Origin of the sequence: Pseudenterobacter timonensis, from assembly GCF_900021175.1 — a bacterium.
GTDB classification, from domain to species: domain Bacteria; phylum Pseudomonadota; class Gammaproteobacteria; order Enterobacterales; family Enterobacteriaceae; genus Enterobacter; species Enterobacter timonensis.
Genome location: NZ_FCOP01000007.1, coordinates 36,733 through 57,172, shown reverse-complemented (window position 1 = coordinate 57,172; position 20,440 = coordinate 36,733). Strand labels below are relative to the sequence as shown.

The following is a 20,440-nucleotide window of genomic DNA, read 5'->3' as shown; positions in this document are numbered from 1 at the left end:
AAAATCAGTTATTAAACAGACCGCTGAAACTGCCCTTTTCGGGCACATCAGTAAAAAGGCACAACTAACTGATATTTAATTAAATTTGTTTAGTGCCACCTTGAAAAACAGCCTTGTGAGTACGAAAAACCTAGCCACCAATGAGTTGCTCGACATTACCGTATCAATTTGTGCGCCAGTGAATCCCCAGAGAAAAACTTTCACATGTGAAACTTAAGAGACCTAACGATTTACACGGAACAAAGCCAGGTCCCCCATAAAAAGTGGAATAATTGGGCTCAGCTCTTTTGGAAATTACCGTGCTTACTTGGAATAAACCAGTCTAGGTCCCCCATCAGATAATTATCTGGATAGGAATTGGCTAGGTCTCCTGGCTAAGGCGTCATACCAAAAGGCCTAAGTGCCCAAAAAGGGCATGAAGACGGCGGATGAAAGTGGGCATGCAACAATAGACTGACTCTGTATTCAACATACAGAGGACCGAATCATGAGTGACAATTCAACCCCGTTTACAACCTTGGATAAGCAAATAACAGCGTGGAACACTTTTTTAAAAAGCGAAAACAAACAGATAGATCATGACGAAGCCACAATTTATGCACTTTCAACGTCAGAAATGTATCTACGTTACATACATAAATCTACCGAGCTGGAACAGCTACGCTATTACTATATTGCCCAGCGAATAGCCGACCTGTATTGGCAGCACAACCGAGCTCATAGAAGAAAAGACTCACCAGGGTATTCAGGCCATTTTGGCTGTCGAGTAAGATTGCGAGAGATGAAGTTGGAAATATTCTGGGTTTATAACCAGTTTAAGCCTAAAAAGAATTCTGACGGATTCCAGGTGATCAGCCATTACCTTCCCCGTGAAGGCAATTATCGCTACCCAAAGACAACTTTTACCCGAGCACAAGATTGGGAAAAGCCAGTAATTGAAGTTGTTGAGGATGCTTTCTCAATAATCCGTAGAGCCAATACCAACCTGATGAGAATGCGCCAGCTATGTAAGTGGAATGACACTAACCTCTTCCAAATGGCAGGCAATATCCAAGATTTCAAGGAAGAGAGCAGCAGTAAATAAAGTAGCCCAACGGTTGATCACGGCCTTAATCACTAAATTTGTACCAACAGAACAAACTTTTTATTGCAGTAGAAAAAAAACCGCACAATTTTAGCTTGACGGATAAAAAAAGATCAGCAACTATACACACACTGGTTGTGCATAGAGCTCTTACTGCGTTTTTTCTGTGATTTTGAGTGAATCACAACCATATAAAAAGCGACAGGCTGCAACCTGTCGCTCCATTCAATACCAACAGTGCCGAGAAACACATAGGAGATCGAATAATGAAAGAATACCAAACCCAGCTAGCCATGCAAGAAATTCAAGTTGAACATCGAGTCTACTTGGTTCATACCCAACAAATCACGAAGCCACCCCAACTGCTTGTAAGCAAGGGCTCCCAACCTAAAGTATCGCGAGAAAAATTTGCTTTCCCTACACCAGAAGCAACTGAAAGTAATGAGTGTTTCTGTGATACAGAGAGAGTTATCGCCATTTATAACAAAGAGCACCAAAAACAAAGCGCTAAACGCCAAAAAATGACAGTCAAAATTCAACAGTGGTTTGAACATAAAGCGCTGGCAGCTGGTTGGGAGATTGCTAAATTCGTGCCCCATGTACACAACAACCGTATTGCAGGCTGCATGCTGTTTGTTACACCAACTAAAGGAGTTATCGATGCCACAACGCACTAGCATCAGAGCGCTCAGTGACATTGCTGACCTAAGAACAGGCTTTACCTTCCGAGGAAAAATAGAGGAAGTCGATAAAGAGGCCGGCAATGCCCATGTGGCGCAAATTAAAGACGTTAGAGAGGCTTGGGAAACATCCAATCTCTTTACTCTACAAGCTAGCCAAATGCCCTTGATAAAGTGGACAGGCAAAAGTAATGCTTTTGTCAGCCCTGGCACAGTATTGCTCCCTGCGAGAGGTTCTAGAGGCGGCTATTTCAGGGCCTCTTGTTTAGTCACTGACGAACGGTCTTCAAAACCCGTAGTGGTTAGCAGCCAGTTTGTAGTGATCACACCTAAAGCAGATGTGATACCAGAATTTCTTTGTTGGTCTCTCAATCAACCGGCCGTTCAATATTGGCTATCAGAAGGAACAGGCAGTCAAGGTAGCAACATTGTCATGTTGAATACCAAAGTAGTTGGTGAACTAAAACTGGATATCCCCCCAGTAGCGACACAACAAAAAATTCTGCACATCAATACGCTGTGGGAGCAGGAACAACAACTCACCAAAGCGCTGCTAAAGAATCGTGAAATCATGCTGCAAGGCATGTTTCAACAAATGATTAAGGGAACTCACTCATGAATAACCAAGTAACAACTAACAATAAAATCAACCAAGACAGTATTAACAAAGCATTGTGGGCCGCTTGCGACACTTTCCGTGGCACCATCAGCGCAGACACCTACAAAGACTTCATCCTCACCATGCTGTTCCTTAAGTACATATCTGATGTATGGCAGGACCATTACGATGGTTACAAAGCACAGTACGGCGATGAACCAGAGCTCATCGAAGAAATGATGAAGAATGAGCGTTTTGTCATCCCTGATGTAGAAATTAGAGACAATAAAGGTAATTTGAAGGAAGTATTCAGAGCAAACTTTTATGCCTTGTATGAACGTCGCCATGAACCAGGCAATGGCGAGCGCATTGACCAAGCATTGCATGCCATTGAAGAAGCTAATGGCACCAAACTCAAAGATGCTGGGAAAAGCGTGTTCCAAGATATCTCTTTCAATACTGACCGCTTAGGTGAAGAGAAACAGAAAAACAGCATCTTGCGTTATCTGCTGGAAGACTTTGCCAAGCCAGATCTCAACCTCAAACCTAGTCGCGTCGGTACACTGGATGTGATTGGTAACGCCTACGAGTACTTAATCAAAAACTTTGCCGCCAGTGGCGGCCAAAAAGCTGGCGAGTTTTATACGCCGCCAGAAGTCAGCGACTTGATTGCTGAACTACTTGAACCACAACCAGGCGACAGCATCTGCGATCCAGCATGTGGTTCTGCATCACTGTTGATGAAGTGTGGCAGTAAAGTCCGCAGCAACTTTGATAGTAAGAATTATGCTCTCTATGGACAGGAGGCTATAGGTTCTACTTGGTCACTGGCCAAGATGAATATGTTCCTGCACGGCGAAGACAACCACAAAATTGAATGGGGCGACACCATTCGCAATCCTAAGTTACTGGATAAAAACGGCGACTTGATGTTGTTTGATATCGTAACAGCCAACCCGCCGTTTTCTTTGGATAAATGGGGTCATGAGGACGCGGAAAAAGACAAGTTCAGCCGTTTCCGCCGAGGCATACCGCCAAAAACCAAAGGCGACTATGCCTTCATTCTGCATATGATTGAGACACTTAAACCGAAGACGGGTCGTATGGGAGTCGTTGTTCCCCACGGTGTGCTGTTCCGTGGCTCAACAGAAGTCAAAATCCGCCAGAAATTGATCGATGAAAATCTACTGGATGCTGTGATTGGTCTGCCAGAGAAGCTGTTTTATGGGACTGGCATTCCAGCTGCCATTCTGATTTTCAAAAAAGAGAAGATCGATGACAACGTGCTGTTTATCGATGCCTCACGCGAGTTTAAATCGGGTAAAAATCAAAACCAACTCAGTGAAGAGAATATTGCCAAGATCGTCGCGACCTACAAAGCGGGAGAAAACGTCGATAAATATGCTTATTTGGCCAGCCTGAAAGAGATCCAAGACAACGACTACAACCTCAATATTCCGCGTTATGTCGATACCTTTGAGGAAGAGGAAGAGATCGACTTGATGGCCGTGCGAGCAGAACGCGAACAGCTCAAAGCTCAACTGACTGAGCTGGAAACCGTGATGGCTAAGTATCTGGAGGAGTTGGGATATGGTGCCTGAAGGTTGGAAGTTAAGTACCATTGAAGAGGTATCCAATGTTTCTTCTGGTGGGACTCCTAGCAGGAAAAACGACACATATTGGAACGGCAATATTCCTTGGGTCACAACTGCAGAGGTTCAATTTAAGGTTATAGAAGATACTTCTGAAAAGATTACTGAAGAAGGTCTTGCAAACTCGTCTGCCAAGTTGTTTCCGGTAAATACCATCCTTATGGCGATGTATGGGCAAGGGAAGACGAGAGGGCAAGTTGCCAAGTTAGGTATTGAGGCCTCAACCAATCAGGCGTGTGCAGCAATAGTTTTGCATCCGGGTTATGAAGTTGATTACTACTATCAATTTCTCATAAGCCAGTATGAAAATATCCGGGAAATGGCGAATAGTGGAGGCCAAGAAAACTTGAGTGGCGGAATCGTAAAGTCCATTCAAGTTCCTGTTCCCCCATATCCCGAACAAAAGAAAATAGCCCAAATCCTCTCCACCTGGGATAAGGCTATCACCACCACCGAAAAACTGCTCGCCAACAGCCAACAGCAGAAAAAAGCGCTTATGCAACAACTGCTCACCGGCAAAAAACGCCTGCTGGATAAGAATGGGGCTAGGTACCCTGAGTGGAAGTTCCATAAGGTTGGAAAATTCTTCACACCATACAAGGAATTAGTATCAGCAGATACTAATCTGCCAATCCTTACTTCGTCCAGAACAGGACTGTTTGAGCAAGAGCGATCTGTCATCAATGAGGGCAGTTATGGTGTTCTACCGAAAGGGTATTTCACATACAGACACATGAGTGATGACTTGATCTTCAAATTCAATCTGAATCGCTCGTGGGAGCGTGGTGCAATAAGTAAAGAATATCCTGTATTCAAAACCGATGGTTTGGATTCGGTCTTCCTTGAAGCTCAGCTGAACTATGGTCCTGCATTCAAAAAGTTTGCTGTACAACAGAAACAAGGCGGGACGAGAACTCGACTCTATTACAAGAACTTGTGTGACTTCGGATTCAAAATGCCGAGCTTGGAAGAACAGAGAAAAATCGCCGCTGTACTATCCACCGCCGATCAGGAAATCACCGCTTTGCAACAAAAGCTCGATGCCCTGAAACAAGAGAAGAAAGCCCTGATGCAGCAATTGTTGACGGGTAAACGACGGGTAAAAGTTGATAATAAGGAGGTTGCATAATGGTCTTGAAATTTTCTGGCACATTTGAGGAGCTGAAAGCCAAACTAGTTACTCTCAGTGGACATTGGGATGATTCACAGCCAAACAAAAAAGTGCTTAGACTCAATTACGGTGTAATGAACTGGTTCGAATCCACAGGGTCTATTAGCTTTCAAGGTAAAGATCCAGGCAAAACGACACTAGAAACCGGTGTGCCGCAGCTTCTCTATCCCACAGAGACAGTCTCAACTAACGTACCAGTGGTTTCAACTGTCGTTCAAACCCCATCACAGGTTGTCCCAAATCAATCAATTGAGAAGCAATACCTAACAACAGGTATAAATCAAGGGGAGTTGGTCATTGGGATAGTGAGTGCTGTTGGCACAGAATACAAACGAGTGACAGAACCCCTAACGGATCGCCTGCGAGGGTTCGGATACGCAGTACAAGAAATCCGAGTATCTTCTTGTTTGCCTGTTTTTGAAGGAGCCAGCGAGTATGAGCGCATTAGACACTATATGCATGCTGGGGATCAGCTACGAGAAAAGAGCGAAAACAACGCCATTTTAGCTGCTGGCGTTGCAAAAAACATCTCGGAATCGAGAACACCATCCAATTCAAAACGTGCTTATGTTGTCAATTCATTGAAACATCCTCGGGAAGTTGAGTTTCTTAGAAAAGTATACGGCGATGGTTTCTACTTAATAGGTATCCATGCTGATGAAAAACGGCGTCATCAACACTTAACCGATGACAAAGGTATGACCCAAGTGCAAGCCAATGAGCTTATTCGTATTGATGAAGATGAAAGTTTTGATCATGGGCAAAAAACTAGAGACACCTATCATCTAGCGGATTTTTTCTTAAATCTGGGTAGCAACAACGATCAGGTTAAGAATCGCTTACAACGCTTTTTAGAGTTGATATTTTCTCATCCTTATAAAAATCCTACGTTCGACGAGTTTGCGATGTTTATGGCATTCAATAGCTCTGTTCGTTCTGGAGATTTATCCCGTCAGGTGGGAGCAGTTATTAGTCGAGAAAAACAGATTATTGCAACCGGAGCAAATGATGTTCCCAAATCCGGCGGGGGTCTATATTGGGCAGAGCTGGATGAAGCAACAGGGAAAGTTGAAGATAACCAAGATGGGAAAGACTACACCAGAGAAGTTGATTCAAACAAACAGGCTCAAGCTGAGATTATCAATGAAATAGCCAAAAAACTTCTAGAGAAAGGCTTAGTTGATGGTCAACAGGAGTTAGAACTACATAAGGTGTTAAAAGAAAGTAAGATCTCTGACCTCACGGAGTTCGGTCGTGTTGTACACGCTGAAATGGATGCACTTTTATCGTGCAGTCGCGCTGGCATACCTACCACAGGATCAACACTCTACTGTACGACGTTCCCTTGTCATAATTGTGCGAAACATATTATCGCAAGCGGTATTACGCGAGTGGTTTATGTCGAACCTTATCCGAAAAGTCGTGCATTAGACTTTCATTCTGAGTCCATTCAGCTCAAATCCGAGTTAGAAGAGATATCCAACAATACAAACGAATTAGTCAGCTTTGAACCATTCATTGGTGTTGGGCCTCGTCGCTTCCTCGATCTGTTTTCTATGAGCCTCGGTAGTGGTTCAAAACTACGGCGCAAAGATAAGGTGGGCAATATACTGGATTGGGATAAGTCATCAGCACCAATTAGGACACCTTTGATATCGAAATCATATCTAGAGATAGAAAGTGCAGCTGCCGATATGTGGGATGAAATGACTAAGGTAAATTATGGCCGATAACGACTTAATACTCTACACAACCGATGATGGTCAATCACAATTGGTGCTGCGCGAATTAGGTGGTCAGGTATGGCTTACTCAGTTAGAAATAGCGGAGTTGTACCAAACCAGCAAGCAGAATATCAGCAAGCATGTTAAAAGCGTTTTGTCAGACGGGGAACTGGCTGAAGGGGCAGTTGTCAACTCAAAGTTTACAACTGCTGCTGATGGTAAAGAATACCTAACTCAGCTTTATGCACTACCCATGATCATCGCAGTAGGCTACCGCGTACGTTCTACCCGTGGCACCCAGTTTAGGCAATGGGCCACCCGTACTCTTGGGGAATACCTAATAAAAGGCTTCGCCATGGATGACGAACGTCTTAAAGATCCCCGATGGGACTACTTCGATGAGCTGCTTGAACGCATTCGCGACATACGTTCGTCGGAGAAGCGTTTCTATCAAAAAATCCGCGATTTGCTGGCGCTATCTGAAGACTACCGGGCAAACGAAAAAGAAACAGGATTGTTGTTTGCCGAGGTTCAGAACAAACTCTTCTTCGCTGTCACAGGCCATACTGCCGCTGAACTGGTTGTTGAACGTGCAGACTCATCCAAGCCCAATATGAACCTCACTAGCTTTGCGGGTAATAAGGTTCGTAAAGCTGATGTCGTAATTGCTAAAAATTACCTACAAGCAGGCGAATTAGAAAACCTGAATCGCTTGGTCAGCATGTTCTTCGAGTTTGCCGAGTTTAGGGCAAAAAGCAAAGCTCACCTTCGCTTGCAAGATTGGCGTGAGTACGTCGATAAGTTTATGGACTTTAACGAGCAACCACTGTTAAACAGCGCAGGCCGCATCAGCCGAAAACAGATGGAGCAAATCGCTCACAAACATTATGAGACTTTCAACTTGCAGCGCAACAAACTGGAAGCTCTGGCGGAAGATGAAAAAGAACTAAAAGATCTGGAGCGGTTGGAGCAGCGTCTAAGCCAGAAAAGGAAGCAAGCAAAATGACCCTGTACACGCCCAAATTTCAAGAAGAGTACAGTGCTAAGCTACCGGCCCTGACATTGCTAACCAACTTAGGGTGGTCTTTTCTTGCGCCTGAACAGGCATTAGCTGCTCGTGGCGGCAAAACTGATGAGGTTGTGCTTCGGCAGGTGCTTCGCCGTGAACTGCAAAAACGTACTTTTACATTTGCGGGAAAAAGCTACCCTTTGTCAGAGAAGTCTATCGACAACTTAATTGCTGAAATGTGCAGCCCTGGGTTAAACGAGGGACTATTAACTGGAAACGAACGCCTGTACAACCATCTGTTGTACGGCATTTCTGTCACAGAGTTTGTTGAAGGCAAAAAGGCCAACATAACCATTGCACTGATTGATTGGCAGACTCCTAGCAATAATAGCTTTATATTTACCGAAGAATTTACCGTTACCCGCTCTGGAGGAGTGGAAAGTCGCAGACCGGATATTGTCTGCTTTGTAAACGGTATTCCTCTGGTTGTGATAGAGGCTAAGCGCCCTGATGGTAATGCGAAAAAAGGCCCAACCATTGGCGAAGGTATTTCGCAAAGCCTGCGTAACCAGCGCCATGATGAAATCCCCTTATTGTTCGCCTATAGCCAGATGCTGCTTGCTATCAATGGCAATGAAGGTCGCTATGGCACCTGCGGCACCCCCGCTAAATTTTGGGCGGTCTGGCGAGAAGAAGACATTTCAGACGCCGAAATGTATGCCATCAAAAATAAAAAACTATCTGAAGCGCAAGTTACGAGCTTGTTTAGCCATCGTTCGGATAAGGATTTGGATTGGTATCAAAGCCTTGTGGCAACAGGCAACTTAGCAGTAACCGGCCAGGATAAATTACTTATCAGCTTACTCACTCCATCGCGCTTATTGGAAATGACACGTTACTTTACGCTGTTTGATAAGAAAGTCGGCAAAATTGTTGCCCGTTATCAACAAGTGTTTGGTATTAAACGACTCATAGAGAGAATAAATACTCACAACATCCATGGTGGTCGTGAAGGTGGAGTCATCTGGCATACCACCGGCTCTGGAAAGTCGTTCACTATGGTGTTTTTAAGTAAGGCACTCATTCTACACGATAGTCTGAAGCAGTGCCGAATAGTGGTGGTAACCGACCGCGTAGACCTAGAAACTCAGCTCAGTAAAACTTTTGCCTCAGGCGGAGAACTTGCGGGTAAAAAAGATAAAGCTGCCGCGTTAGCCACATCGGGCAAACGCTTAGCACAACAGATTGGTGAAGGAACAGAGCGTATCATCTTCTCCTTGATTCAGAAATTTAATACCGCCACTAAACTGCCAGAGTGCATCAATACAAGCTCGGACATCATTGTGTTGATTGATGAAGGTCACCGTAGTCAAGGTGGTGAAAACCATGTTCGCATGAAGCAGGCACTACCCAACGCTGCATTTATAGCCTTTACTGGCACCCCGTTATTAAAAGACGATAAAACAACCAACAAGTTTGGTCCGATAGTACATGCCTACACCATGCAACGCGCTGTAGAAGACAAAACTGTCACGCCATTACTTTATGAAGAACGTATTCCTGATCTGGACGTCAATGAGCGAGCTATCGACAGTTGGTTCGAACGTATCACAGAAGGGCTTTCAGACGAGCAAAAAGCCGATCTCAAACGTAAATTTGCAAAAAAAGGTCAAGTATACGGCGCAGATGATCGCATTCGTTTAATTGCTCTGGATATAGCCAATCACTTCATTAAAAACATTGATGATGGTTTAAAAGGACAATTAGCCTGCGACAGCAAATCCTCCGCTATCAAGTATAAAAAATACCTTGATGAAGCCGGTTTATTCGAGTCAGCGGTAGTAATGAGTCCACCTGACAGCCGAGAAGGAAATACCTCTGTTGATGACAAAGCCACACCAGAAGTAACATTGTGGTGGAAAGAGAATGTCGGTAACCAAGATGAGCAGGCCTATACCAGACAAATCATCGAGCGATTTGCTGACGAAAACGACCCGCTAAAAATGCTGATTGTGGTCGATAAACTGCTGACAGGTTTTGATGAACCCAAAAATGCGGTTTTATACATCGATAAGTTATTAAGAGAACACAATTTGATTCAGGCCATCGCTCGGGTTAACAGACTACATCCGAAGAAGAAATTTGGCTTGCTGATTGATTATCGCGGCATTCTTGCTGAGTTAGATACCACAATTGCTAAATATCAGGATCTCGCAGCTCGCACTCAGGGTGGCTATGACATCAATGATATAGCTGGTCTCTATAATCAAATGAGCACTGAATACAAGCGATTACCACAGCTATACAAACAGCTGTGGGCCATTTTTGATGGCGTAAAAAATAAGAATGATATTGAACAATTACGCCAGGTATTAGTTCCCAAAATTGAAGATCAAAATGGCGAGTTAGCTGATGTAAACCTCAAGGTTCGCGAAGACTTCTATGAAGCCTTAACCGCTTTCGCTAGCTGTTTAAAAGTCGCCTTGCAGTCAGCAACCTTCTTTGAAGATAAAAGCTTCAGCGATGATGACCGCCGTCACTATAAGGAAACTGTGAAGCAATTTTCTAGTCTGCGTCAATTAGTACAACAAGATGCCGGTGAAAAAATTGATTACGACGAATATGCCGAACAAGTGAAAAAACTATTGGATAAGCATGTTGTCGGTGTCGAAGTCAAAGAACCTGACGGTGTGTACGAAGTCGGGAAAATGGGACAGAAGCAACAACCTGAAGACTGGAGCGAAGATAAAACTCGTAACGAGACTGACATAATAAAAACTCGCGTTACGCGAATGATTGAACAAAATTTACGCGATGATCCTTACGCTCAGGAAGCCTTCTCAAAACTGTTGCGCCAAGCTATCGAAGACGCTGAGAAGTTGTTTGACCACCCTTTGAAACAATACATGCTATTTCGTGAATTTGAAGAACAAGTTCATGACCGACGCCTGAATGAAATTCCTGATGTTTTCGCTGGAAATCATCATGCGCAGGCTTATTTTGGAGTACTCAAGAAGGTATTACCTGAAGCCTTTGCTGTTCAGGATCAACAAGTCCAGGACAAATGGGTCAAACTAGCCTTTGAAGTTGATGAGGCTGTTGATATTTCAGTTGCAGAGAACTCCATAAACTCACAAAACATTGAAGCCGACATCCGTAAGAAGTTGCTGCCAAAAATGTTCCAAGAGTGCAAAGCAATTGGTGGGGGTATGGATCAAGCCAAGAAAATTGTTGAGATGGTAGTGCAGATTACGCGCGTCGGACTGAGCGGCCTCTAAAGCCATTGAGTAACCATGAATGTTCCTATTAAACAAAACGGTCATATGATGAACTTTCACTACGGTGATGAACAAATCGCTTTTGAGCGAGTTGTTCGCCAACAGGCAAGCGATAAAGTATTGATTAAAGTACACCCTGATTGTCGTGTTGTCGTATCCGCCCCCACGGATGCTGATAATGATGCTGTTCTTAATGCCGTTAAAAAGAGAGGACGTTGGATATACGAGCAGTTGCGGGATTTTCGTAAGCAATTGGAGTATACCTCGCCAAGAAAGTACATCAGTGGCGAAAGCCACTACTATCTTGGCAAACAATATTTACTGAAGGTCATAGAAGCTCCAAATAGTGTTCAGGGTGTCAAATTACTACGTGGAAAACTCGAAGTATCCGTACGTATTAAAAATGCTGAGAAAGTAAGAGAACTTCTGACAGACTGGTACAAAGCGCGAGCTAAAGAAACCTTTGCTAAACGTCTTGATGCCGTCCTTGAACATGCCTTATGGGTAACAGAACGGCCACTACTGCGTATTCAGACCATGCAAACCCAATGGGGTAGTTGCTCTCCAAATGGTAAAATCACGTTGAATCCCTATTTGGTGAAAGCGCCCAGAGAGTGTGTTGATTACGTGGTATTACACGAACTATGCCACTTAGCGGAGTTTAACCACAGTGAGAGATTCTATCGCCTTATGACGCAAGTTATGCCTCACTGGGAGGAGGTCAAAGAACGTTTGGATGGAATGGCTAATGTCATTCTGCTCAACTAATTGTATCACTGCTCATATTCTTTGATACCGCAGCAATCAGATGCCGCGAACACCCCAACATATCTTGAATGTCACTATAGCTATGGCCAGTCTTCAATAGGCTAGCTATGTGCTGATGCCGTTTGAGATCAGGCTGACGCCCGTTGTATTTTCCATCGGATTTAGCCTTTGCGATCCCCTGTGATTGACGACGTCGCCGGTCATCATAATCTTTGCGAGCAACGGCAGCGAGCATGTCCAACATCATGGCATTCACCGCCTGTAAAATAGCACCAGTAAAGTCAATTTCGCTATGTTGTTGCAAAGCCAGCCAACTGGTAGGAAGTTCTGGTGAAACAATGGCTAGGCGTTTGCTGGCCAGCTTTTGTTTCAACGTATCCCAATCGCTTCGCTTAAGCCGTGCCAGACGGTCGATTTGTTCAACCAGCACAATGTCACCCTCACCTGACTCGGCAATCAAACGCATCAACTCAGGTCGGTGCAACGTGGCGCCAGAGACATTCTCGATATAAAAGGCAGCAATTCGCTGGCCATGCAGAGCAGCAAACTGAATGAGTGATTCGCGTGCCCGTTCAGCATTTTGTTCTTTGGTTGATGCGCGAAGGTAAGCTCGAATGAACATCTTGGTCTCCACAGTTCGTTATAAGTGGTGCTTTATCTATGGTCTGGTTTAGGTGGTTCTGTTGGTAGTAAAACCAGTCTGATGGCTAGTGCCGTTGATGTGTACTCAAAAGGAACCAGCTAAGGACCAAAAATCAGTCATCAAACCCAATATGGTTTCGGTAGTCGTAATCAAAGCTATCCGGGAAAACGGAAAGATCAGGTTTCATTCGCTTATGACGACTTGGCATGGGGTAAGTTCTATTCAACTCCATCATATTTCTGACAAACGCAACGAATAGATAGCCAGCCCAAAGTGCCAAGGACATTTGCCAACACAAATAAGTAAGTGCACACCAAAATGGTACGGCTAACCACCATCTGCGTTGGATAAATCTGAAAGCTTTAAAGCACTAAATGGACAATGGCAAAGCAACGAGCAAGAATCCCCATCCAGAGTCTTGAGCCAGCATCAATCCGAGTAGCAAAACACCAAGCAACATTATATTTACTAGATCATTTTTAAGATTTTGAATCATGTTTCCCCTCCCACTTTTCGGCTTGAGGTTTGCCTTGGCCTGACAATTTCTGGTTGGCTCTATAGCTGTAAAGACACCAGAAGGTGACCAAACTAAAAAATAGGAATAGCCCAAGCATTCCCCACTCAAATGCAGTCATAGCAACCTCCGCTCACTCGAATATCCAGTCCTTTCACACTGAATAACTTGGAAAACATAAAATCAGTCATTTCATCGAGTTCAGATGGTTCGAATTCAGGCACGGTAAGAGGCATACCGAAATACTGAAGGTTCCGGTAGGATGATGGCTCGAAAATGCCTTGCGGATAGCGGTCGAACGTGTTGAAAGCCTGATTCAGTCTAAGATCAACAGTCCAACCACCTGAAAGCTCAATCCAGCTATGGGGATAGACTAATTCTCCCGTGCTCTTGCATTTGACACATCCAACTCTAGGCTGATGAAACACCGAATTTCTCGTCAATAGATGACTGATCAGGTAAGTAAGAATTATGGGATCCATTTGGACTTCATCCATCGCCAAAACAATATTGTCTAGATCCTGATATTCACTTTTCATAATGCAGGCTCCTTAAACAGCAGTTGTTCCCCTTGCTCATACAACACTGGATATGGAAGAGATTGGCCATTCTTCACCACATGGTTTGGTGGAAAATAGATCACCATCCACGATGGCAATGCAGCACTGACGGCTCTATAAAACTCATCAATTGGAAAGTCTTGTGATCCTGACTGACGGAACACAAAGCGAGAATAGTTCTTCAGGTGATTAGCGGCGATGTTATAGCTTTCGGACTCACCATCTTTAATGTAGAGCGGGCTCTTCCAGAGATAAGGAGTAGTAATGTTGTAAGCAACCACACATTGACCAATACCGCATCCATGCTCGGCGCTTTCAACAGACCAAAGAATCATGGGATGACCATCAATTTCTGGCGTTTCTACATTACTCAGTTTAGTGACATTCAACGCCATATCATCGGCCACATGCTGGATTGCCAGATCGACAAGATGCACATATTTCTCATAAGCCTGAGATTCTGAAGTAGCAGCAGATGCGGGCATCCATCCCATTAGACTTGGTCTAGCCGAGGGATTGTCCGGTGTCATCATTATATCGGTAGCGTTAAACGCGAACGTCTGCGTACCAGAAAGACGCCGAAGCGGATCATCAAATGAAGTAGTTAGCCTGGCGAGATCAAGCAATGGAACCAACATACCCTTGCTATAAGAGTGAGTACCATCGTGGGAATCTCTCAAATCCAAATCGTAGATGCCCCCGGCTCGCGCCAAATTCAAAGCCCGAGATTCGCCTTGAGCATAATGACGAGGTCCGGCTGCACAACCTGACAAGGACACACATAAAGCAATTAATGATAAAGACGGGTATTTTTTCATGATCACCTCCTGCTTTATAAAGATTCGCATGGAGGCAGAAAAACGCAAGAGGATTCGCTATTTTATTATTAAAAATCAATAGTTTGTTCTGATAGAACAAACTTCAAAATGAGTAACAATAAAGATAATAATTTTGTCCCACTTTCCCAGATATCCCACTTTAAAAATGCAACAAATCGCCTAGAATGGGTTCTTCCATGGCAAAACCTAACAAAAGGTTGCACTCCATATGTGCGCCAATAGCTTTCTAACACTTTGAGTGGTTTTACATTTTTAGTTTCTGTATCGGTAAGTAAGTTTTACGTGAACGTTCACTAACCCGCAAAAACTTCCTGTTAATGCGGGTTGTTCTTCCCACCGGACACAAAATCTGGCGTTTCCGCTACCGCTTTGACAACAAATCGCAAAAGATCACGCTGGACGAATACCCGGCTTTCTCACTTGCAGAAGCGCGGCTTTGGCGTAAAAAGTGTCGCTCAGTGGTTGCCCATAGCATCAATCCGGCGCAGAAAAAGCAGGAAGAAAAGCTAAAACAGAAAGACCCAACGACAGTCAAAACATTCTGTAAATAGACCCGTTTTAGTTCCAGGCATTTTTTGAGATCCCGGCCAAATGATTGTGTTGCCGATATTCCTCCGGCGTCATATTGTTCAGTGATTCATGAGGGCGTTCACAGTTATATTCTGACACCCATCTTTCCGTGATTTCCCGCACTTCATTCAGCGTTCTGAACAGATAAAAATCGAGTATTTCTGTACGATATGTCCTGTTAAAACGCTCAATAAAAGCGTTCTGTGTCGGCTTACCCGGCTGGATAAACTCCAGCTTTACTGCATGTTTCTCTGCCCATTCAGCCAGTGCCAGCGAGATAAATTCCGGTCCATTATCCATGCGTAGCATGAGCGGATAGCCGCGATTTGCCGCGATCCTGTCGAGCACACGGACCACTCGCGGAGCTGGCAGATTCAGATCTATTTCAATCGACAACGCCTCACGGTTAAAGTCATCAACGACATTGAACGTGCGAAAACGACGGCCACAGACCAGGGCATCATGCATAAAATCGACAGACCAACTCTGGTTCAGCGCTTCCGGTGTGGCCAGTGGCGAGGGATTACGCACCGGCAGCCGTTGTTTACCCTTACGGCGAAAATTCAGCTTCAGCAAACAATAAATACGATGGATCCTTTTGTGATTCCACGCGTATCCCTGCCGCCGCAGAACCTGGAAAAGTTTTGGAAAACCGTATCGTGGGTATCGTTCAGCTGCCGCCTGCAATGCGGTAATAACGGGTTCATCACGCGTGGTATCCGGACGGTAATGATAAACCGTTCTGCTCAGATTGAGACTCCGACAGGCCTGACGGATACTGAGTCCGAATGCCGTTATCAGATGAGTGACCAGCTCACGCTTAAAGGCTGGTTTTAAAGCTTTTTTTCGATAACGTCTTTCAGCGCCCGGTTCTCAAGGCTCAGGTCGGCAAACATTTGTTTGAGGCGTCGGTTCTCGTCCTCAAGCTCCTTGATCTTTTTAATATCAGAAGCTTCCATACCGCCGTATTTAGACTTCCAGTTGTAGTAAGTCGCTTCAGAGATACCGGCCTCCCGGCAGACATCCTTAACCGTTCGTCCGGCTTCAACCGACTTAATCACGGCGATGATCTGATGCTCAGTAAAACGGGCTTTACGCATAGCGATCTCCTTTGTTGGCAGATTGATTATGCCGGAGGATCTCTAAATGTGAATGGCACGATTATGCGGGATACTTACACCAGGACTCGCGAGCGATCGACCAGTTCTCTGGATGAGGGTTGTTCTACGGTGATTTCATAGATACCTCCGGCGGGGGCTGGTGCAATGGGAAATTCAGGAACAGGACACATACGCAACGCTCCGCTTCGTGATAAGCAGGTTAACACCACCACCGGAGACGCCAGGCTCACTGGCGGTGACCCAGACAGGGTTGGCGTACCGGTTATCACGACCCGGCGCTTCTTTCGAAACCTCTGCCTGAGCCACCATTAAAGGGGCGAGCGCAGGCCGCGCCAGTAGCTCTGCAAACATCGCTACCGACACTCGTGATAATTCGGAACGCCAATTCCGGTTGCGTTTTTGCCGCAACGTGGGGACTATGGCGCAAGGCAGTACGCAAAAACTATGCTTATCGCCTCATAACAAAAGGCTTATGCGTACCGCATAAAATCTTATATTCAGTTATTAAGAAGGCGAGATTCATTGGCAAAAGCTATTGCCACTACAGAGTCAGCCTGCTAACTATGTTGATTGTTTGCTAATGGTGATGGTCATGACTACCGAATATACCGTTGTTGAATCTGTTCCCTCTGCCGAAGCTTTTTGTCATTTACGAAGTATATCGGGGTTGTCAGCACGACCGCTTGAGGCTGCCAGGGTGGGTTTGCCGAGAAGCTGTTATGGCGTACACATTCTCTGGCAAGGAGCGCCTGTCGGTATGGGGCGTATCGTTGGCGATGGTGCATTAAACTTCGAAATAGTCGATATAGCCGTCGACCCCGCCCATCAGGGGCGTGGCCTTGGCCGAATCATTATGGAAAACATTATTCGATGGCTGGACAGCAACGCTTATAAAGGCGCTTATGTCTCTCTGGTGGCTGATGTACCGGAACTCTATGCGAAGTTCGGTTTTGAGTTAGTCCGGCCGGAAAGCGAAGGAATGGCGAGAGTCTGGGGGTAACGTTGTCATCTGGATCAGCAAACATCCCGCTTTTGTGTCCTTGAATGTGCCCATAGCCATGCTTTCAAGGCACATATCGCTGACAGATTAACGAGTTAGCTCGATTTTCCAGCTTCTGTATTGTTTTCACAAACCCGCATTCACCGCCGGTAAAAGCGGGTTTTATTGGCTTTCATCGGCGTAAAAGCCATTCATTCACTCTGACAGCAAGGCCGGGCTTACTGGTTTTTCGTCCGCCTTATAAAGCTCAGCTAAAACCACACTCGTTTCTTCTTTTCGGTCTAACCGAATGTAAAGTTCGGTCCACAAGCTTCCCATTGTCCTATTTAGCGATTAAAACCTGGCGTAAGTTAAGCGATAATGATGTAACCGTTTAACTTATGATACAGACCATTATCACGGAGCGAAAAATGGCAACGCATTTTGCAAGAGGGAGACTTACAGAAGGACGGCTGGTATCCGTCAGGCTTTCCACCGCCTGCCACGATGCAGCGCGCAGGATGCCGGAGCACCGCCGCTCACGATTTTTAGCCTCCCGGGCGCTGCTCGCTGAACTGCTCTTTATGCTCTACGGCACCCACGAACTGCCCGAGATGCTTACGCAACCGGAAGGCCGGCCGGTCTTTGCCGATCCTGAGCTTCCTCGTTTTTCCATCGCCTATACGGGCAATATCGTTGGCGTGGCGCTGACCACCGAAGGCGACTGCGGCCTGGATATGGAACTCAGGCGCGCCACGCACGGTTTTCACGGCGGGCTGCACGCCCACGATGCCTACCCCCTCTCCAGCAATGAGGCGCTGTGGGTACGTAACCAAAACGACCCGAATGAAGCCAGAGCGCAGCTGATCACGCTGCGTCAGGCGGTGCGTAAGCTCTGCGGATGCGCCTCAGACGATGCCAGCCTGCTGCAGTTACTGCCAGGTTCGGGTCGCCTGCGGGTAACCAGGGGCACGCGAGTAGAGGCGGTGAGCGATGCGGAAGATGTGCTGATTTGGTCGGTGGCGGCGACACCCGCCATCGAACGGCTAAAATTCTGGGAATTTGACAGCAGGGAAGGATGGCATACGCTTGCGGATGTGCCTGAACGCGCTAACGAGCCTGCGGCACGCCTGATGAGATTAACCAGCTTACCGACAGAAAAAGCATATCCTCTTAGCTGATCCGTTCCGGATCATCATGATGAAAGGAGTAGTCATGTCTGAGACGTTAAAGGTTGTTACGTTACTGGGAAGCCTGCGCAAAGGTTCATTTAACGGGATGGTGGCTAATATGCTGCCAAAACTCGCCCCCGCGGGCATGGAGATCGCCGCTCTGCCCTCCATCCGCGACATTCCGCTTTACGATGCCGATATCCAGCAGGAAGAGGGATTTCCGCAGAGCGTGGAAACGCTTGCAGAGCAGATCCGCCAGGCGGACGGCGTGGTCATTGTGACGCCGGAATATAACTATTCGGTGCCGGGCGGCCTGAAGAATGCTATCGACTGGCTTTCGCGCCTTCCGGAACAGCCGCTGGCCGGTAAACCGGTGCTGCTCCAGACCAGTTCAATGGGCGCGATCGGCGGTGCGCGCTGCCAGTATCACCTGCGCCAGATCCTCGTCTTTCTTGATGCGATGGTCATGAACAAACCGGAATTTATGGGCGGGGTGATTCAGAACAAGGTCGATGTGCAAACGGGGGAAGTGGTTGATCAGGGTACGCGTGACCATCTCTCTGGCCAACTTACCGCGTTTGGGGATTATATTAAGCGGGTTAAAACCTGATAAAAAAGCCCGGTGGCGCTAGCGCTTACCGGGCCTACACTCGTCAGTAGGTCAGGTAAGCGAAGCGCCACCTGACACCACAAACCGCACCTTAGTGCGCGTCAATAAACACAATCTTCAGCACGAACAGCAGCGCCACGATGATGACGCACGGGCTGAGATCGCGCAGACGGCCGGTCCCAATCTTCATCACGCAGTAGGAGATAAAGCCCAGCGCAATGCCTTCGGTGATGGAGAAACTGAAGGGCATCATTACCGCGGTAATAAACGCCGGTACCGCTTCGGTTAAATCGTGCCAGTTTACGCGCGCCAGGCTGGAGGTCATCAGCACGCCCACGTAGATCAACGCGCCTGCTGCCGCGTAAGACGGAACCATGCCCGCCAGCGGCGAGAGGAAAATCACCAGCAGGAACAGCAGCCCGACGACAACGGCGGTCAAACCGGTACGGCCACCCACAGAAACGCCAGAGGACGATTCAATATAGGCGGTCACGGATGAGGTACCGATGAAAGAGCCGACTACCGACGAGACGCTATCCACATACAGTGCCTGCTTCATGCGCGGGAATTTGCCCTTCTCGTCCGCCAGTCCGGCTTTATCGGTCACACCGATCAGCGTACCGGAGGAGTCAAAGAGGTTAACCAGCATGAAGGAGAAAATGACCCCGGCCAGCCCCAGGTTAAAGGAGCCTGCCAGATCGACATGCCCCACCACGTTCGCGATGCTCGGCGGCGCGGAGACGATACCGTTGTAATGCACATCGCCAAACATCCAGCCCAGCAGCGTCGTCACGATAATGGAGACCAGCACCGCCGCATGAATATTGCGCGATGCCAGAATCGCAATAATAAAGAAGCCCAGCACGCCCAGCAGCACGCTGTGTGAGGTCAGGTTACCGATGCTGACCAGCGTTTCCGGGTTTGCCACGATAACACCGGCATTTTTCAGCCCCATCATGCCGATGAACAGGCCGATACCGCTGGTGATGCCGACGCGCAGGCTGACCGGGATATTGGCGATCATCCAGTAGCGCACGCGGAAGATGGTCAGGAGCAGCAGACCAATCGCGCCCCAGAAAATTGCGCCCATCCCTACCTGCCACGGCAGGCCCATCGCCTGAACCACAACAAAGGCGAAGAAGGCGTTCAGACCCATCGCGGGTGCCAGCGCCACCGGCAGGTTAGCGAATATGCCCATCAGAATGCTGCCAAGGGCCGCGATAAGGCAAGTGGTGACAAAGACGGCGCTGGTATCCATGCCAGCTACGCCAAGAATTTGCGGGTTCACAAAAACGATGTAAACCATCGTCAGGAAGGTGGTAAAACCGGCGATCACTTCGGTGCGTGCCGTTGTGCCGTGCTCGCGCAGTTTGAACACGCGCTCCAGCATCCCCTGACCAGACGTCTGGGTAGTGTGTGGTTGATTCATCATCAATTTCCGAACAAGGAGGGAAAATTCGTCGCTATC

Annotated in this window: 18 protein-coding genes and 1 pseudogene; 13 read left to right on the top strand and 6 right to left on the bottom strand. The window is 46.7% G+C overall.

Annotated features, from left to right (window positions below):
• The first annotated feature begins 487 nt into the window (after positions 1-487).
• The 9 genes from mobI (at position 488) to BN3796_RS01245 (ending at position 11,964) form a co-directional block, all read left to right on the top strand.
• Positions 488-1,084: a conjugative transfer protein MobI(A/C) gene (gene mobI / locus BN3796_RS20920; RefSeq protein ID WP_222860379.1), complete on the top strand. Its 597-nt coding sequence runs from the start codon at positions 488-490 to the stop codon at positions 1,082-1,084.
• Between the two features lie 266 nt (positions 1,085-1,350).
• Complete coding sequence (locus BN3796_RS01280; protein ID WP_061706643.1) at positions 1,351-1,761, top strand: hypothetical protein; 411 nt, start codon at positions 1,351-1,353, stop codon at positions 1,759-1,761.
• Positions 1,745-2,383, top strand: coding sequence for a restriction endonuclease subunit S (locus BN3796_RS01275; protein ID WP_061706642.1), 639 nt, complete (start codon positions 1,745-1,747; stop codon positions 2,381-2,383). The genes BN3796_RS01280 and BN3796_RS01275 overlap by 17 nt, the downstream gene beginning before the upstream one ends.
• Entirely contained in the window at positions 2,380-3,963 is a 1,584-nt protein-coding gene (locus BN3796_RS01270) for a type I restriction-modification system subunit M (protein ID WP_061706641.1), read from the top strand. The genes BN3796_RS01275 and BN3796_RS01270 overlap by 4 nt, the downstream gene beginning before the upstream one ends.
• Positions 3,953-5,143: a restriction endonuclease subunit S gene (locus BN3796_RS01265; protein WP_061706640.1), complete on the top strand. Its 1,191-nt coding sequence runs from the start codon at positions 3,953-3,955 to the stop codon at positions 5,141-5,143. Before BN3796_RS01270 ends, BN3796_RS01265 begins: the two co-directional genes overlap by 11 nt.
• The gene (locus BN3796_RS01260; RefSeq protein WP_061706639.1) at positions 5,143-6,918 is read left to right on the top strand and encodes an anti-phage dCTP deaminase; all 1,776 of its coding nucleotides are present in this window, start codon (positions 5,143-5,145) and stop codon (positions 6,916-6,918) included. The genes BN3796_RS01265 and BN3796_RS01260 overlap by 1 nt, the downstream gene beginning before the upstream one ends.
• Entirely contained in the window at positions 6,908-7,915 is a 1,008-nt protein-coding gene (locus BN3796_RS01255) for a virulence RhuM family protein (RefSeq protein WP_061706638.1), read from the top strand. Before BN3796_RS01260 ends, BN3796_RS01255 begins: the two co-directional genes overlap by 11 nt.
• Positions 7,912-11,196, top strand: a complete 3,285-nt coding sequence (locus BN3796_RS01250) for a type I restriction endonuclease subunit R (RefSeq protein ID WP_061706637.1) — start codon at positions 7,912-7,914, stop codon at positions 11,194-11,196. Before BN3796_RS01255 ends, BN3796_RS01250 begins: the two co-directional genes overlap by 4 nt.
• Positions 11,197-11,211: 15 nt before the next feature.
• The gene (locus tag BN3796_RS01245) at positions 11,212-11,964 is read left to right on the top strand and encodes a YgjP family zinc-dependent metalloprotease (protein ID WP_061706636.1); all 753 of its coding nucleotides are present in this window, start codon (positions 11,212-11,214) and stop codon (positions 11,962-11,964) included.
• Here BN3796_RS01245 and BN3796_RS01240 read toward each other — a convergent pair.
• The 3 genes from BN3796_RS01240 to BN3796_RS01230 form a co-directional block, all read right to left on the bottom strand.
• Positions 11,957-12,586 carry a recombinase family protein gene (locus tag BN3796_RS01240; protein WP_061706635.1) on the bottom strand — a complete coding sequence of 210 codons (630 nt, stop codon included), beginning with the start codon at positions 12,584-12,586 and terminating at the stop codon, positions 11,957-11,959. The two genes, BN3796_RS01245 and BN3796_RS01240, sit on opposite strands and share 8 nt — an antisense overlap.
• A 642-nt stretch (positions 12,587-13,228) precedes the next feature.
• Positions 13,229-13,660 (bottom strand): hypothetical protein, encoded by a 432-nt coding sequence (locus BN3796_RS01235; RefSeq protein ID WP_061706634.1) that lies wholly within the window; start codon positions 13,658-13,660, stop codon positions 13,229-13,231.
• Complete coding sequence (locus tag BN3796_RS01230) at positions 13,657-14,499, bottom strand: hypothetical protein (RefSeq protein ID WP_061706633.1); 843 nt, start codon at positions 14,497-14,499, stop codon at positions 13,657-13,659. Before BN3796_RS01230 ends, BN3796_RS01235 begins: the two co-directional genes overlap by 4 nt.
• Positions 14,500-14,828: 329 nt before the next feature.
• Here BN3796_RS01230 and BN3796_RS01225 point away from each other — a divergent pair.
• Positions 14,829-15,068 (top strand): annotated as a pseudogene (locus tag BN3796_RS01225) (Arm DNA-binding domain-containing protein); the annotation flags it as partial.
• A gap of 10 nt (positions 15,069-15,078) precedes the next feature.
• On the opposite strand, the gene BN3796_RS01220 reads toward BN3796_RS01225, so the two are convergent.
• Both BN3796_RS01220 and BN3796_RS20835 read right to left on the bottom strand, forming a co-directional pair.
• A protein-coding gene (locus BN3796_RS01220; protein WP_148381728.1) for an IS3-like element ISEcl10 family transposase occupies positions 15,079-16,190 on the bottom strand; the annotation gives its coding sequence in 2 pieces (ribosomal slippage) (positions 15,079-15,929 and positions 15,929-16,190; 1,113 coding nt in all).
• A 174-nt stretch (positions 16,191-16,364) separates the two neighbouring features.
• Positions 16,365-16,562, bottom strand: a complete 198-nt coding sequence (locus BN3796_RS20835; protein WP_073885031.1) for an ash family protein — start codon at positions 16,560-16,562, stop codon at positions 16,365-16,367.
• A 241-nt stretch (positions 16,563-16,803) separates the two neighbouring features.
• On the opposite strand from BN3796_RS20835, the gene BN3796_RS01205 reads away from it, so the two are divergent.
• The 3 genes from BN3796_RS01205 (at position 16,804) to BN3796_RS01195 (ending at position 18,972) form a co-directional block, all read left to right on the top strand.
• Positions 16,804-17,211, top strand: coding sequence for a GNAT family N-acetyltransferase (locus tag BN3796_RS01205; protein WP_061706631.1), 408 nt, complete (start codon positions 16,804-16,806; stop codon positions 17,209-17,211).
• A gap of 410 nt (positions 17,212-17,621) precedes the next feature.
• The gene (locus BN3796_RS01200) at positions 17,622-18,371 is read left to right on the top strand and encodes a 4'-phosphopantetheinyl transferase family protein (RefSeq protein WP_061706630.1); all 750 of its coding nucleotides are present in this window, start codon (positions 17,622-17,624) and stop codon (positions 18,369-18,371) included.
• A 16-nt stretch (positions 18,372-18,387) separates the two neighbouring features.
• Complete coding sequence (locus BN3796_RS01195; RefSeq protein ID WP_148381726.1) at positions 18,388-18,972, top strand: NADPH-dependent FMN reductase; 585 nt, start codon at positions 18,388-18,390, stop codon at positions 18,970-18,972.
• Between the two features lie 91 nt (positions 18,973-19,063).
• Here the strand turns inward: BN3796_RS01195 and adeP are convergent, their stop codons facing one another.
• Complete coding sequence (adeP, locus tag BN3796_RS01190; protein WP_148381741.1) at positions 19,064-20,401, bottom strand: adenine permease AdeP; 1,338 nt, start codon at positions 20,399-20,401, stop codon at positions 19,064-19,066.
• Positions 20,402-20,440: the final 39 nt, after the last annotated feature.

Bases quoted from the DNA above. Each gene is read 5' to 3' on its own strand.
- BN3796_RS01275 (WP_061706642.1), top strand. From the start codon at position 1,745: ATGCCACAACGCACTAGCATCAGAGCGCTCAGTGACATTGCTGACCTA.
- BN3796_RS01235 (WP_061706634.1), bottom strand. From the start codon at position 13,660: ATGAAAAGTGAATATCAGGATCTAGACAATATTGTTTTGGCGATGGAT.
- adeP (WP_148381741.1), bottom strand. From the start codon at position 20,401: ATGAATCAACCACACACTACCCAGACGTCTGGTCAGGGGATGCTGGAG.
- BN3796_RS01245 (WP_061706636.1), top strand. From the start codon at position 11,212: ATGAATGTTCCTATTAAACAAAACGGTCATATGATGAACTTTCACTAC.
- BN3796_RS01240 (WP_061706635.1), bottom strand. From the start codon at position 12,586: ATGTTCATTCGAGCTTACCTTCGCGCATCAACCAAAGAACAAAATGCT.
- BN3796_RS01230 (WP_061706633.1), bottom strand. From the start codon at position 14,499: ATGAAAAAATACCCGTCTTTATCATTAATTGCTTTATGTGTGTCCTTG.
- BN3796_RS01200 (WP_061706630.1), top strand. From the start codon at position 17,622: ATGGCAACGCATTTTGCAAGAGGGAGACTTACAGAAGGACGGCTGGTA.
- BN3796_RS01195 (WP_148381726.1), top strand. From the start codon at position 18,388: ATGATGAAAGGAGTAGTCATGTCTGAGACGTTAAAGGTTGTTACGTTA.
- BN3796_RS01280 (WP_061706643.1), top strand. From the start codon at position 1,351: ATGAAAGAATACCAAACCCAGCTAGCCATGCAAGAAATTCAAGTTGAA.
- BN3796_RS01255 (WP_061706638.1), top strand. From the start codon at position 6,908: ATGGCCGATAACGACTTAATACTCTACACAACCGATGATGGTCAATCA.
- BN3796_RS01270 (WP_061706641.1), top strand. From the start codon at position 2,380: ATGAATAACCAAGTAACAACTAACAATAAAATCAACCAAGACAGTATT.
- BN3796_RS01205 (WP_061706631.1), top strand. From the start codon at position 16,804: ATGACTACCGAATATACCGTTGTTGAATCTGTTCCCTCTGCCGAAGCT.
- BN3796_RS01260 (WP_061706639.1), top strand. From the start codon at position 5,143: ATGGTCTTGAAATTTTCTGGCACATTTGAGGAGCTGAAAGCCAAACTA.
- BN3796_RS01265 (WP_061706640.1), top strand. From the start codon at position 3,953: ATGGTGCCTGAAGGTTGGAAGTTAAGTACCATTGAAGAGGTATCCAAT.
- BN3796_RS20835 (WP_073885031.1), bottom strand. From the start codon at position 16,562: ATGTTTGCAGAGCTACTGGCGCGGCCTGCGCTCGCCCCTTTAATGGTG.
- mobI (WP_222860379.1), top strand. From the start codon at position 488: ATGAGTGACAATTCAACCCCGTTTACAACCTTGGATAAGCAAATAACA.
- BN3796_RS01250 (WP_061706637.1), top strand. From the start codon at position 7,912: ATGACCCTGTACACGCCCAAATTTCAAGAAGAGTACAGTGCTAAGCTA.